This is a genomic window from Mariniflexile sp. (assembly GCF_041583155.1).
In the GTDB taxonomy this organism is placed as follows: Bacteria; Bacteroidota; Bacteroidia; order Flavobacteriales; family Flavobacteriaceae; genus Mariniflexile.
In genome coordinates this window covers 1-13,273 of sequence record NZ_JBFHGK010000042.1, presented here as the reverse complement: position 1 = coordinate 13,273, position 13,273 = coordinate 1, and the positions used below count along the sequence as shown (strand labels likewise).

Below are 13,273 nucleotides of genomic sequence, written 5' to 3'. Positions count from 1 at the left end.
TTTACATCTAATAAAATAAATACTGATTGGTTTTAAATGTGATTGAAAATTAGCAAACTTAAATAAATGAAAAAAACATTAATTGGTTGCCTTGCCTGCATGCTTTTAGTTGGTTGCAAAAAAGAAACCTCAGAAAAAAACAATATCGTTTTGAATTACCCTGAAACAAAAACAGTAGATAGCGTAGACACCTATTTTGGTGTTGATGTAAAAGACCCTTATCGTTGGCTTGAGGATGATAGAAGTAAAGAAACCGAAGCTTGGGTAATGCAACAAAATAAAACCACTTCTTCTTATTTAAAACAAATTCCATATATCACAGACCTTAAGAACAGACTTTCAAAAATTTGGAACTACGAAAAAATAGGAGCCCCTTTCAAGGAAGGGAAATACACCTATTTTTCAAAAAATAACGGTTTACAAAACCAAGATGTTATTTACAGAAAACAAGGTGAAAACGATGCAGAGGTGTTTTTAGATCCGAACACGTTTTCAAAAGATGGCACAACTTCTTTAGACGGACTTAGTTTCACAAAAGACGGGACGCTTTTAGCCTATTCTATATCAGAAGGAGGCAGTGATTGGCGTAAAATAATTGTGATAGATACAGAAACAAAAAAACAAGTTGCCGACACCTTAATTGATGTAAAATTCACCCAAATTTCTTGGTATAAAAATGAAGGTTTTTACTATTCCAGTTACGATAAACCAGAAGGAAGTGAACTGTCTGCAAAAACAGACCAACACAAGGTATATTATCATAAGCTAGGAACTTCTCAAAAAGAGGACGCCTTAATTTATGGAGGTACTACCGAAGAGAAACACCGCTATATATATGCCAATGTTACCGAAGACCATCGCTATTTAATACTTACACCACGCATTTCAACATCAGGCAACAAACTATATATTAAAGATTTAACAAACAAAAACAGTAAATTCATCACAATCTTAGATCATACTGATAGTAATACCTCAGTTATAGATAACATAGGGAGTAAACTGTTTCTAGTAACAAATTTAAATGCACCGAACAAAAAAATTGTTTCGGTTGATGCCTCAAGTCCAACACCAGAAAATTGGGTAGATATAATTCCAGAAACAGAGCATGTATTAAACCCATCAAAAGGCAGTGGTTATTTATTTGCCAATTATATGGTAGATGCTATTTCAAAAGTTAAACAATACAATTACGAAGGGCAATTAATTAGAGAAATTAAACTTCCTGGTTTGGGAACCGCTTCAGGTTTTAGTGGAAAAAAAGATGATGATCTGTTATATTATTCCTTTACAAACTACAATACACCTTCAAACCTCTACAAATTAAAACCAAATACAGGTGAAACCAATTTATATTGGCAACCGAAAATAGATTTCAAGAGTGAAGATTATGAAAGTCATCAGGTATTTTACACTTCAAAAGATGGCACTAAGGTTCCGATGATGATTACTCATAAAAAAGGTTTAAAATTAGACGGAAAAAATCCAACCATTCTTTACGGTTATGGTGGATTCAATATTAGTTTAACGCCGGCTTTTAGCATTACCAATGCTGTTTGGATGGAGCAAGGCGGAATTTTAGCCATTCCAAATTTACGCGGTGGTGGTGAATATGGTAGAAAATGGCACGATGCCGGCACTCAGCTAAAAAAGCAAAATGTGTTTGATGATTTTATCGCAGCTGCGGAATATTTAATCTCAAAAAACTATACCTCTTCAAATTATTTAGCAATTCGTGGGGGCTCAAACGGTGGTTTATTGGTTGGTGCAACCATGACGCAACGTCCTGAATTAGCTAAAGTAGCACTTCCAGCTGTTGGTGTTTTAGATATGTTACGCTATCATACGTTTACCGCAGGTGCTGGGTGGGCATATGATTATGGAACGGCGGAAGATTCCAAAGAAATGTTTGATTATTTAAAGAATTATTCACCAGTACATAATGTAAAAACTGGTGTTAAATATCCAGCAACATTAATTACAACTGGCGATCATGACGATCGTGTAGTGCCAGCACACAGTTTTAAATTTGCAGCCGAATTACAAAGCAAACAAACAGGAACGAACCCAACACTAATTCGTATTGAAACCGATGCTGGGCATGGTGCAGGTACACCTGTTAGTAAAACAATAGAACAATATGCTGATATTTTTGGGTTTACCCTTTATAATATGGGATTTACTGAATTGCCAAATAAAAAACCTTAGTTTAAAAAAAACAATTTTGTCCGTTCGAGTGAAGTTTTCAGTTAACTAATTAACACCTATCGTTCTGCGCTCGACGAGACAACATAATATGTATGTTACAAGTAAAAAACTTAAGCTTCAAATACAAAAAACAAGCGATTTTAGAAAACATCAGTTTTTCAGTTAAAGCTGGCGAACATTTTTCAATAATAGGAGAAAGTGGTTCAGGAAAAAGCACCTTACTAAAGCTGCTTTACGGAACATACAATTTAAATGAAGGTACCATTTTTTGGAAAGAAAATCAAATTTTAGGACCCAAGCACAACTTAATTATTGGTCCGGAATACATGAAATATGTATCGCAGGAATTCGATTTAATGCCTTTTATTACGGTTTCTGAAAATATAGGCGCCTTCCTGTCTAATTTTTATCCGGAAGAAAAACAAGAACGTATAAATGAGCTTTTGAACGTTGTTGAACTACAAGCTTATGCGCATATAAAAGTTAAGGAACTAAGTGGCGGCCAAAAACAACGTGTTGCTATTGCCAGAGCTATTGCTAAACAACCGGAAATTATCTTATTAGATGAGCCGTTTAGCCATATTGATAATTTTAAAAAACAATCGTTACGCCGAAGTTTATTTAAATATCTTAAAGAAAAACATATTACTTGCATTGTTGCCACGCATGATAAAGATGATGTATTATCCTTTTCTGAAAACATGATTGTATTACACGATGCCAAAATTATGGAGGAAGGCACACCGCAATACATTTTTAATAATCCAAAAAACGAATTGATTGCCTCCTTTTTTGGAGAATTTAATACGATTGAAAGTTTAGGAATTATATATGCTCACCAGTTAAAAAAAGTGACTAATTCAAACTTAAAAGCGACAGTAAACCACTCGTATTTTAAAGGACATTTTTACTTAATTGAAGTTGATATAGAAGGAAATAAGGTGTTCTTTGAACATGAAACTGCTTTAGAAAAAGGAGAAGCTATTTGCCTAACAATTTTAAAGTAGAAACTAAAAGCTCGCATAAATGGGAATGTTTTTAGCTCAGTTCTTGTTAGCTGCAGCCATTTTCTTCTCCTATTCAATTGGTTCTTTTGCTTTTATTTTTTTTGTAAATATGTTTGAGAACTCATTAGAGTATATAATTGCAATGAGTCCAATTCCAATTTTTATTCCTGAAGTTATCAAAAAAGCTTTATCATAATCCTTTATTGGTAAATTAGCTTGAACGTAATTGATATGATTTTTTAATTTATATATAAAGTCAGGTAAAGTTTGAACAATTGTTACTAAACCTAACAGAACTAAACATATCTCATAAATAGTTTTTCGGTCAGCAAATAATCTTACATCTTCATCAAGGTCCGTTTTTTTACAAATGAGTTTCGCAATTTGTTTTGTCCAAAAAATTAAAACACTTGATAAAAGAGTTAATGCTAAAAACCCGAAAATTGTTGCATAAAGTGCAGGAGCTTGATTAAAATTACCAAATATTTCGGGATTATCCCTTTGTTGTGCCCAAACTGTAAAATAAACCATTACGTCTCGAAGTTGACTTATAACTAAAACCAACAAATAGAGTCCTAATATTTTTAAAGCAATTTCATAAAGGTCAATTTTCTTCATTCTATTTTTAATTGAAGTTAGTCTTTTTTTTCTGCCTGTATGTTACACACTAAAGCTTTGTACAAATAACACATAAATGTGCCGAATACAATAAGTTACATTACTACTATCTCGTAAAGCTAATTTTTACGGCATTATTTATAGAGCTTTTTAATAGTGGAGAACTTGGCTCTAAACCACTTCTTGAACAATAAACAGCTGCCCTCTAAAACCCACTTCGTCTCCTGCTTTTTTACCCATTAACAATTGTCCAATAGGCGTACCAGGTGAAATGGCATAAAACAGTTTGTCTGCAACTTTTAATTCACCAGCACTAATAGCAATAAAATAGTTACTTTTATTGGTATAAACCACAGAACCTAAACCAATAATCTCAGAAGTTTTAGAGGCATTAACCTTTAACAAACTTTCCTTTATTTTTTGAATTTCGGCTAATTGGTTTCCTGCTTTTTCACGTTCCAATTGCAACATGGCACGACCTGTTTCGTGCTTATCACCCGCTGAACTTTTAGTTTCCGATGTTAGAGATTCTTGTATTTCGTTAATTGTATTCTGAATTGTATCAAATCTATTTTCTACAAATTCTAAACATTGTAAATACAAACTTTCTTTGATTTTTAAACTTGAAGTCATACTACTAATCGTAGTTTAATGGCCCAAAAAAGCCCATTTGGCGTGCTATCCAATTCTTTCGTCCTTGAATATAATTTGTCGCTGGATTAGCTCTGTAACGCAACGGATTTGGCAAAATAGCCGCAATAGCGGTGGCCTGATTTACACGTAAATTAGATGCCGACCTATTAAACCAATGCTGAGCGGCAGCTTCGGCTCCATAAATACCATTTCCCATTTCTATACTATTTAAATAGACTTCCATAATGCGTTCTTTGGACCAAACAATCTCTATTAAAAAAGTAAAATAGGCTTCTAAGCCTTTACGTAGCCAACTGCGGTGTGGCCATAAGAAAACGTTTTTAGCAGTTTGCTGGCTTATTGTGCTTGCTCCTCTGGTTTTCTTTCCTTTTTTATTGAATTCAAGTGCCTTTTCAATGGCTTCCATATCAAACCCATGATGGTTTAAGAAGTTTTGATCTTCACTACAAATAACGGCTAGTTGTAAATTTTTTGAAATATTTTCTATGGGCTCCCAATCGTGTTTCCAAACTACATCTTCGCCATTTGCAATTTGTTGCACGGTGCGTATTACCATTAAAGGCGTTACAGGTATCGGTACCCACTTAAATATTACAACCAACCCTATTGAAATTGCAAAAAACCAAAGCAGGCTTTTATACAAAAACCTAAATATTTTTCTAATCATATTAATATTCTAATTCCTTTATTCAATGATAAACTGTGTTCAGAACTTTAAGTCCTTTTTAAGGAAAAATAACGCGATGTTAATATGATATATAAAACACGTTTCTATGCCTCCTTAAGGATGAAATCTAAATTTTCACTATTTGTATTTAAAAAACATTGCTGTTTTGTGGGTATAAAAATAGTAAAAATGCGCTTAGGTTGTTGTGTTAAGGATTGAACGGTTTTTGTTTGAGCTCTCCCGATTTTTCGGGAAGCGAGCAGTGAAAGCCTGACGGTTGCTTTCCCCTAAAAAAAGCAACCGGAACACCCCAAAAAAAAGTCCCGATTTACATCAGGACTTAATTTATTATTTATTCTTCAACTTGTTTCTCCATTACAAAGTCTTCCATAAATTTAGTGGTATAATTACCAGCTAAATAATCTGGATGATCCATTAGTTGTCTATGAAATGGAATGGTTGTTTTAACGCCTTCAATAACAAACTCGTCTAAAGCACGTTTCATTTTGTTTATTGCCTCTTCTCTAGTTTGCGCTGTTGTTATTAACTTAGCAATCATAGAATCGTAGTTTGGCGGAATTGTATATCCTGCATACACATGAGTATCCAGACGCACACCATGACCACCTGGAGCGTGTAATGTTGTGATTGTTCCTGGTGATGGACGGAAGCCATTAAAAGGGTCTTCAGCGTTAATACGACACTCTATAGAATGTAGTTTTGGCAAGTAATTTTTTCCTGAAATTGGCACACCTGCAGCAACTAGAATCTGCTCACGAATTAAATCGAAATCGATAACTTGTTCTGTAATTGGATGCTCTACCTGTATACGGGTATTCATTTCCATGAAGTAAAAGTTACGATGTTTATCTACCAAAAACTCGATAGTACCCGCACCTTCATACTTAATATATTGAGCAGCTTTTACTGCAGCTTCACCCATTTTTGTACGAAGTTCATCGGTCATAAATGGTGACGGTGTTTCTTCGGTTAATTTTTGGTGACGACGCTGAATGGAGCAATCGCGTTCTGATAAATGACATGCCTTTCCTGTGGAATCTCCTACAACTTGAATTTCAATATGTCTTGGTTCTTCAATAAGTTTTTCCATGTACATATCGTCGTTTCCAAAAGCAGCTTTACTTTCTTGACGCGCAGAATCCCATGCGTCTTTTAAGTTTTCTGGTTTAAAAACACCGCGCATACCTTTTCCACCACCACCGGCTGATGCTTTAAGCATAACAGGGTAGCCGATTTCTTTGGCTATTTTTTCGCACTCTTCAAAAGTTGAGATAACACCATCACTACCTGGTACGCAAGGCACACCTGCGGCTTTCATAGTGGCTTTAGCATTAGCTTTATCACCCATACGGTCTATCATTTCTGGAGATGCACCAATGAATTTAATTCCGTGCTCTTCACAAATTTTTGAAAATTTAGCATTTTCAGATAAAAATCCGTAACCAGGATGGATAGCATCTGCATTTGTAATTTCTGCAGCCGCTATGATATTAGACATTTTTAAATAAGACAGCGTACTAGATGCTGGCCCTATACAAACAGCCTCATCAGCAAACTTAACATGTAAGCTTTCTGAATCTGCTGTTGAGTAAACAGCAACTGTTTTAATGCCCATTTCTTTACAAGTTCTAATAACACGAAGTGCTATTTCTCCTCTATTGGCTATTAATATTTTTTTAAACATAATTTTATAAAAATTATGAATTCAGAATTCTGAATTCTGAATTAATTAAGATGGATCTACTAAAAATAATGGTTGGTCGAATTCTACTGGAGAAGAATCGTCAACTAGTATTTTAACAATTTTACCAGAAACTTCAGATTCAATTTCGTTGAAAAGTTTCATAGCTTCTATAACACAAAGCACATCACCTTCTGAAATGGTTTGTCCAACCTCAACAAATAATGGTTTTTCTGGTGATGGTTTTCTATAGAAAGTTCCAATAATTGGTGATTTAATAGTAATGTATTTTGAATTTTCCGCAGCGGCTGGTGCAGCTGGTGCCGCAGCTTCAGCAACCGGTTTTACTTCGGCAACTGGTGCATGCATTTGTGGCATGTGTGTAGCAACTGGTGCGTATTGTACAGCCGTTGTTTCTGATTCTGAGCCTGTTTTTATGGTGATTTTAATATCATCCATTTCTAATTTAACCTCACTTGCTCCTGATTTTGCAACAAACTTGATTAAGTTTTGAATTTCTTTAATATCCATAATTGTACTAATTAGTTAATGGTTAGTTTACTGAATTATATGCCCATTTTAAGTAAATGGCACCCCAACTGAATCCGCCACCAAAAGCGGCAAAAATTACATTATCTCCTTTTTTTAGTTGTGATTCATAATCATTCAATAATAATGGTAAGGTTGCCGAGGTGGTATTACCATATTTATGAATGTTAATCATCACTTTATCATCTTCTAATTCGATGCGTTGCGCTGTGGCATCAATGATGCGCTTATTAGCTTGATGCGCTGCCAACCAATCCACATCGCTATTTTTTAAATTATTTCGTTCTAATATTTTAACCGCAGCATCTGCCATATTAGATACAGCATTTTTAAACACTGTTTTTCCTTCTTGAAAGGCATATTGCCCTCCTTTTTCCAAAACTTCGGGTGTTATCTTATAAGATGAACCTCCGTAAGTTGCTTGTAAAAAGCTTCTACCGGTACCGTCACTTCTTAAATATTCATCTTGAAGCCCTAAACCTTCTTCATTAGGTTCAAACAATACCGCACCTGCACCATCGCCAAAGATAATACAAGTAGCTCTATCTTTATAATTAATAATGGAAGACATTTTATCGGCTCCAATTAATAATACATTTTTATAACGGCCGGATTCGATATAACTAGCTGCTACAGACATACCATATAAAAAACTAGAGCAAGCAGCGTCCATATCAAAGGAAAATGCATTAACTGCACCAATTTCGGTGGCAGTATACGAGGCTGTGGAAGCCGCTTTCATATCTGGAGTTGCAGTTGCAACAATTACAAGTTCAATAGTTTTTGGATCTATACCTTTTTTATTGATAAGGTCCTGTGCTGCCTTTATAGCTAAGTAGGAAGTTCCTTTGCCTTCGTCTTTAAGAATTCGACGCTCTTTAATTCCTGTTCTAGAAGTTATCCATTCATCATTCGTATCAACTAATGTCTCAAGAATCTGATTAGTTAACACGTATTCCGGCACATAAGCACCGACACCGGTGATGGCTGCTGAGAATTTCCTCATAACTTTATAGTTAATTTGACAAAAAAATCATTAAAATTGAACAAAAACAGCCTAATTTACTAAAAAACACGCGGTTTTTAGTAAAAATAAAGGTTTTTATCCGTTTTTGTGCTTTATTAAAAGCATTTCATAAAAAAAACGCTCACATGTGAGCGTTTTATTATATGCGTGCATAATACTTATGCTACGTTATCTACAGCCTCAGAATTATCAATTAAAACCTGACCTCTGTAATATAATTTTCCTTCATACCAGTGTGCTCTGTGGTATAGGTGAGCTTCACCAGTTGTTGGGCAAGTTGCAATCTGTGGCGCAGTTGCTTTATAATGTGTTCTTCTTTTATCTCTTCTTGTTTTTGAGATTTTTCTCTTAGGATGTGCCATTTTTTATATTTATTTATCCGTTAATAGTTTCTTTAATGTATTCCAACGAGGATCAATTTCCTCTTCAGTTTCTTTTTCTTCTTTAAGCTTTGGGCTTAATTCTTCTAATTTTTCAAGTATATCCGACTTTAATGTGCCATCTTCAATCCCAGGGTGAATACATTTAATCGGAACCGAAAGCACAATTAACTCATATATATATTGTTGAATATTAATTTCGTATGTACCGTGCGGTACAATAAGTATATCTTCAAACTCATCATTGTACTCTTCTCCAAACTTAACCACTAAATCAAATTCATTTTCTATAATTTGATCATAAGGTTCGTTAGTTACATCACAATTAACATTAACAAATCCTGAAATTTTAAAGTTTAATTCTAATAAGGTTGTTTTTTTGTCAAATACAACTTTAACATCTATATTAGGTTTATTAAACTCTTCATACTCAAAATACTCAAAGAACGCTTGTTCAATTTTATACTCAAAATCATGTTTTCCTAGCTTTAACCCTACAAATGGAATTGTAAATTCTTTTAATGGTTTCATGTGTTTTTTTTATTATTATTAAATGGACACATGCAGTTCGCTATTATTCAATTCGTTGTGAAATAAAATTTTGAACATGCTACTTTCATTATCACATCTATTTTGAGCCTGCAAATATATAAATTTTTATTTAAGCAGCGTTACTTATAAACATTTTTTTGTTTATATCTTTTGATTCGCTTTTTTTAATGGATTTGAGGTAAGTATCTCATACTCAAATCTGTTTTTAAATATTTGAATAGCAGCAAAAACTGCTTCCTTAAATGAGTTCTCATCGGCTACTCCTTTTCCTGCAATTTCATAGGCTGTTCCATGGTCTGGAGATGTTCTTACTTTATTTAATCCCGCAGTAAAATTTACACCTTGTCCAAAAGATAAGGTTTTAAAAGGAATTAACCCCTGATCGTGATAAGTTGCAATAATGGCATCAAAATTTTTATAATTATTAGAGCCAAAAAAACTATCGGCAGCGTAAGGACCATAAACTAATTTGCCTTCTCCTTTTAGTTTTTGCAGTGTTGGTCTTAAAATAGTATCATCTTCCTTTCCAATTACACCATTATCACCAGTATGCGGATTGATTCCTAAAACAGCAATTTTTGGTCTTACAATATTAAAATCCTTTAGTAAAGAGTTATAAACAGTGTTTATTTTTTTAACTATTAAAGCTTCCGTAAGATTTTCTACGATATCTTTTACAGGAACGTGATCCGTTAGTAAGCCCACCCTTAGTGTATCGGTTACCATAAACATCAGACTTTCACCCTCTAATTCTTGTGCTAAATAATCGGTATGACCCGGGAATTTAAATGCTTCCGATTGAATGTTATGCTTATTTATTGGCGCTGTAACTAAAACATCAATTTCATTATTTTTTAAAGCTTTAGTTGCTGCTTCTAACGATTTAATGGCATATTCACCTATTTTAAGATCTTCTTTTCCAAAGGTAATTGTAACTGGCTCATTCCAACAATTAAATACATTTACTCTACCAAAAACTATTTGGTTCGCATTATTTATATTGTTGAAATTAATTTCAGAATTAAAATGTGTTTTAAAAAAGTTCATGGTTTTAGCCGATGCAAATATAACCGGGGTGCAAAACTCCAGCATTCTAGCATCTTCGAATGTTTTTAAAACAATTTCTCCTCCAATGCCATTTAAATCACCTATTGATATGCCAACTACTATATTTTCTGCTTTCTTCATTAAGAATGACAACTTTTGTTTGTAATTTTGATGTTGCAAATTTAGTCAAATAAACAAACAATATCATGTTTACCGGAATAATTGAATCTATAGCTACTGTTTCAAATTTAAAAACAGAATTAAACAATCTTCATATTACTTTAAATAGTACAATAACCCCCGAACTTAAAATAGACCAAAGTGTTGCTCACAATGGTGTTTGCCTTACTGTTGTTGCTATAAATAATAATGAATATACGGTTACCGCTATAAAAGAAACCCTAGATAAAACAAATCTTGGCACATTAAAAATTGGTAGCAAGGTGAATTTGGAACGCGCTATGAAATTAGGCGAAAGGCTTGATGGACATATTGTACAAGGCCATGTTGACCAAACTGCAGTTTGTACCAATATAGAAGAAGCAAACGGTAGCTGGGTATTTACTTTTAATTATGATACCGCTTTTAACAATATTACAATTGAAAAAGGGTCAATTACTATTAACGGCACAAGCTTAACAGTTGTAAATTCCAAAAAAGACAGTTTTAGTGTTGCTATTATACCTTATACGTATGAGAACACTAATTTTAATACGTTTGAAATCGGAACAGTTGTAAACTTAGAATTTGATGTTTTAGGAAAGTATGTTTCTAGGCTATTAGAATTAAAAGATACTAATTAACTATTATTACTTTTTGGGAACAGCTTTTTAGCACCGTAAAATAACCCAACGCATAGCGCAACAAAAACTCCGCCATCAATTGGCAACCCAACAGGAGGAGGAGCCATTGGTGGTGGTGGCCCACCGCCCACTTGCGAGAAACTCATAACACTTATTAATACAAATAAGATTGAGGCAAATATTCTTTTGTTTTGTACTATCATTTGGAGCAAATGTATTAAAAAAAATAAGTGGACAAAAAAAATAAACATTTATTAATAAAAAAACATCTTTAAACGGTGTTAAATCATCGATGAATTACATGTTTTTTTCTTTGTGCTTTACTTTTAATAAAAACGATTTGTCTTTCAAAAAAGTATCTGACAGCTAAAAAATCCTCTTACTTTTTACTACAATAGCAAATATATATAAAATAGTACAAATAAAACTTTACTTTGTTAAGATTACCGATTAAAATAAAAGGTGATTATAGAAGATAGTTTTTTAAAAATTACAAAACCAGTTATTTATATTTCCAAGTTGCTAAAATATCGGCTACTTCTTTTCCAACATCTTTTTGCAAGCGAATTAATAACTCCTGGTCGCTAAATGGTTCCGTGCTACTCAAGTCTGTATTTATCAAAAACTTTTGAAGCCTAATTAAAACATCACTTTTATCAGAATCAATAATTGCTTTCGCATTTTGATAAAATTTCATTTGAAACCATTCATAATTTTGAGGCGTAAGCTGTTGTACATATTTATCTTCAAAATCTTTGAGAGTTCTATATTCAGCCATTCTATCTCCAGATTGTATTACAAACTCCGGATAGGTGTCCATCAATTGATATAAAGTCTTTGACTTTTCTTTAACGAAAGCATACATACTCATTGTAGCAAACAACTCTTGCAACCAATTTCTTTGCGGTTTAGTACCTTCTTTAAAATGATAAAGATGAGCTAATTCATGAATAGATAACACCTCTCGATAAAATAAATCTAAATTTACATCCTCGCCATAAACAGGTTTTAATGAGGCGCTATAGTGTTCCGGTAACTGTGAAATTATTATTTCAGCCTCTGTGGAAACTACTGATTTATCTAATCCAAGTATAACGTTTCCTTTTCCTGCCTGAGGTAAACCTGGAGGAGGAAAGTACGCGTGTTTATTCCACGCTTTATTATCAATGAATAATACGGCAAAATCTAGTTGCGTTTCAAAAATATTGTTAAAATACAATCGCGCATTGTTCAGGTTTTTCAGTGTCTCCTTAGTCGTTTTTATTGAATCATTTGAAACCAAAGTTTTGAAGGCATAATCTGTATTTAGCTCTATCAATCCCTTATGAATAGATTTATCAATCCAAGATTCTTGTGCTTCGGATTGGGTTATTAAACAACAAATTAAAAATGCAATCAGATTTTTTAAAGTTAATTTTCCCATAGTTCTGTTTTAAAGATTCTTCCTGAAATATGGCCGCAGGTAAGAATTGAATTTACCCTATTAATTTTTTACGCTAAATGTTTTGAAACCTAAATATAAACATAATCTTACTTTTTTACACGAATCAATTCTATTTTTACAGTTTTTTTGAAAGTGGCAAAATTGGAAAGTATTAGTTTTTATACTTGCGTTGTTTTTCAAAATAGCAAAAACCTAAACACTTTTTAACTGGCATAAAAAATGAATAACATTTTCAATTGCTAAAAAAACTTCAATATAAATCAGTTCAATTTAGTTGTTCTAACTAGCTAAAAATAAGAATTATCCCTGAAAAATGAAATGTATTTTGGAACACTTAGAATAAATAAAAAAACAAAAACCCTTGGAAAATCAAGGGTTTTTGTGGTGTTTCCTAGTGGTCCCACCTGGGCTCGAACCAGGGACCACCTGATTATGAGACGGATTATTTTAGTTTTCATCTAGCAATATTTAACCCCTTATGTTCTCATTATCAATTATTTATGATTTTTTGCTTTGTTTTTATTTGCATATAATTTACCTTTAAAAGGCAATTTGTTGTACAGATGTTGTACTGATTAATTCTAAAACTATGTCAACCGTAAAAACCGTATTGAG

Annotated in this window: 14 protein-coding genes; 3 read left to right on the top strand and 11 right to left on the bottom strand. The window is 33.2% G+C overall.

What is annotated here, in order from left to right; all coding sequences use genetic code 11:
- Window positions 1-66 precede the first annotated feature (66 nt).
- Entirely contained in the window at window positions 67-2,208 is a 2,142-nt protein-coding gene (locus ABYI63_RS13825) for a prolyl oligopeptidase family protein (RefSeq protein WP_372757074.1), read from the top strand.
- A gap of 92 nt (window positions 2,209-2,300) precedes the next feature.
- On the top strand, window positions 2,301-3,215 hold the full coding sequence (locus tag ABYI63_RS13820; protein ID WP_372757072.1) for an ABC transporter ATP-binding protein: 915 nt from the start codon (window positions 2,301-2,303) through the stop codon (window positions 3,213-3,215).
- Window positions 3,216-3,284: 69 nt separating this feature from the next.
- Here ABYI63_RS13820 and ABYI63_RS13815 read toward each other — a convergent pair whose 3' ends face one another.
- The 9 genes from ABYI63_RS13815 to pdxA all read right to left on the bottom strand — a co-directional run bounded on the left by ABYI63_RS13815 (window position 3,285) and on the right by pdxA (window position 10,552).
- Window positions 3,285-3,833, bottom strand: coding sequence for a hypothetical protein (locus ABYI63_RS13815; RefSeq protein WP_372757070.1), 549 nt, complete (start codon window positions 3,831-3,833; stop codon window positions 3,285-3,287).
- A gap of 171 nt (window positions 3,834-4,004) precedes the next feature.
- The gene (locus tag ABYI63_RS13810) at window positions 4,005-4,466 is read right to left on the bottom strand and encodes a 3-oxoacyl-ACP synthase (protein WP_372757069.1); all 462 of its coding nucleotides are present in this window, start codon (window positions 4,464-4,466) and stop codon (window positions 4,005-4,007) included.
- A gap of 4 nt (window positions 4,467-4,470) precedes the next feature.
- Window positions 4,471-5,154 (bottom strand): monofunctional biosynthetic peptidoglycan transglycosylase, encoded by a 684-nt coding sequence (mtgA, locus tag ABYI63_RS13805; protein ID WP_372757068.1) that lies wholly within the window; start codon window positions 5,152-5,154, stop codon window positions 4,471-4,473.
- A 352-nt stretch (window positions 5,155-5,506) separates the two neighbouring features.
- Window positions 5,507-6,859, bottom strand: a complete 1,353-nt coding sequence (accC, locus tag ABYI63_RS13800) for an acetyl-CoA carboxylase biotin carboxylase subunit (protein ID WP_372757066.1) — start codon at window positions 6,857-6,859, stop codon at window positions 5,507-5,509.
- Window positions 6,860-6,904: 45 nt separating this feature from the next.
- Window positions 6,905-7,387 carry an acetyl-CoA carboxylase biotin carboxyl carrier protein gene (gene accB / locus ABYI63_RS13795; RefSeq protein WP_372757064.1) on the bottom strand — a complete coding sequence of 161 codons (483 nt, stop codon included), beginning with the start codon at window positions 7,385-7,387 and terminating at the stop codon, window positions 6,905-6,907.
- A gap of 22 nt (window positions 7,388-7,409) precedes the next feature.
- A complete protein-coding gene (locus ABYI63_RS13790) occupies window positions 7,410-8,411 on the bottom strand; it encodes a beta-ketoacyl-ACP synthase III (protein WP_372757062.1) in 1,002 nt (333 codons plus the stop codon).
- Between the two features lie 179 nt (window positions 8,412-8,590).
- Window positions 8,591-8,794 carry a 50S ribosomal protein L32 gene (gene rpmF, locus ABYI63_RS13785; protein WP_372757060.1) on the bottom strand — a complete coding sequence of 68 codons (204 nt, stop codon included), beginning with the start codon at window positions 8,792-8,794 and terminating at the stop codon, window positions 8,591-8,593.
- A 9-nt stretch (window positions 8,795-8,803) separates the two neighbouring features.
- Window positions 8,804-9,343 (bottom strand): DUF177 domain-containing protein, encoded by a 540-nt coding sequence (locus ABYI63_RS13780; protein ID WP_372757058.1) that lies wholly within the window; start codon window positions 9,341-9,343, stop codon window positions 8,804-8,806.
- A gap of 162 nt (window positions 9,344-9,505) precedes the next feature.
- Window positions 9,506-10,552 (bottom strand): 4-hydroxythreonine-4-phosphate dehydrogenase PdxA, encoded by a 1,047-nt coding sequence (gene pdxA, locus ABYI63_RS13775; protein ID WP_372757056.1) that lies wholly within the window; start codon window positions 10,550-10,552, stop codon window positions 9,506-9,508.
- Between the two features lie 65 nt (window positions 10,553-10,617).
- Here pdxA and ABYI63_RS13770 point away from each other — a divergent pair, with 65 nt between their 5' ends.
- Window positions 10,618-11,214 (top strand): riboflavin synthase, encoded by a 597-nt coding sequence (locus ABYI63_RS13770; RefSeq protein ID WP_372757054.1) that lies wholly within the window; start codon window positions 10,618-10,620, stop codon window positions 11,212-11,214.
- On the opposite strand, the gene ABYI63_RS13765 is transcribed toward ABYI63_RS13770, so the two are convergent.
- Together ABYI63_RS13765 and ABYI63_RS13760 are read right to left on the bottom strand one after the other, a co-directional pair.
- Window positions 11,211-11,360, bottom strand: a complete 150-nt coding sequence (locus ABYI63_RS13765; RefSeq protein ID WP_372757052.1) for a PID-CTERM protein-sorting domain-containing protein — start codon at window positions 11,358-11,360, stop codon at window positions 11,211-11,213. The genes ABYI63_RS13770 and ABYI63_RS13765 overlap by 4 nt on opposite strands.
- A gap of 356 nt (window positions 11,361-11,716) precedes the next feature.
- Window positions 11,717-12,637, bottom strand: a complete 921-nt coding sequence (locus tag ABYI63_RS13760) for a hypothetical protein (protein ID WP_372757050.1) — start codon at window positions 12,635-12,637, stop codon at window positions 11,717-11,719.
- Window positions 12,638-13,273: the final 636 nt, after the last annotated feature.

What these genes read in the sequence shown, in the direction of transcription:
- rpmF (WP_372757060.1), bottom strand. Translation starts at nt 8,794, where the DNA reads ATGGCACATCCTAAGAGAAAAATCTCAAAAACAAGAAGAGATAAAAGA.
- ABYI63_RS13815 (WP_372757070.1), bottom strand. Translation starts at nt 3,833, where the DNA reads ATGAAGAAAATTGACCTTTATGAAATTGCTTTAAAAATATTAGGACTC.
- ABYI63_RS13765 (WP_372757052.1), bottom strand. Translation starts at nt 11,360, where the DNA reads ATGAGTTTCTCGCAAGTGGGCGGTGGGCCACCACCACCAATGGCTCCT.
- ABYI63_RS13780 (WP_372757058.1), bottom strand. Translation starts at nt 9,343, where the DNA reads ATGAAACCATTAAAAGAATTTACAATTCCATTTGTAGGGTTAAAGCTA.
- accC (WP_372757066.1), bottom strand. Translation starts at nt 6,859, where the DNA reads ATGTTTAAAAAAATATTAATAGCCAATAGAGGAGAAATAGCACTTCGT.
- ABYI63_RS13825 (WP_372757074.1), top strand. Translation starts at nt 67, where the DNA reads ATGAAAAAAACATTAATTGGTTGCCTTGCCTGCATGCTTTTAGTTGGT.
- accB (WP_372757064.1), bottom strand. Translation starts at nt 7,387, where the DNA reads ATGGATATTAAAGAAATTCAAAACTTAATCAAGTTTGTTGCAAAATCA.
- ABYI63_RS13770 (WP_372757054.1), top strand. Translation starts at nt 10,618, where the DNA reads ATGTTTACCGGAATAATTGAATCTATAGCTACTGTTTCAAATTTAAAA.
- ABYI63_RS13760 (WP_372757050.1), bottom strand. Translation starts at nt 12,637, where the DNA reads ATGGGAAAATTAACTTTAAAAAATCTGATTGCATTTTTAATTTGTTGT.
- ABYI63_RS13810 (WP_372757069.1), bottom strand. Translation starts at nt 4,466, where the DNA reads ATGACTTCAAGTTTAAAAATCAAAGAAAGTTTGTATTTACAATGTTTA.
- ABYI63_RS13820 (WP_372757072.1), top strand. Translation starts at nt 2,301, where the DNA reads ATGTTACAAGTAAAAAACTTAAGCTTCAAATACAAAAAACAAGCGATT.
- mtgA (WP_372757068.1), bottom strand. Translation starts at nt 5,154, where the DNA reads ATGATTAGAAAAATATTTAGGTTTTTGTATAAAAGCCTGCTTTGGTTT.
- ABYI63_RS13790 (WP_372757062.1), bottom strand. Translation starts at nt 8,411, where the DNA reads ATGAGGAAATTCTCAGCAGCCATCACCGGTGTCGGTGCTTATGTGCCG.
- pdxA (WP_372757056.1), bottom strand. Translation starts at nt 10,552, where the DNA reads ATGAAGAAAGCAGAAAATATAGTAGTTGGCATATCAATAGGTGATTTA.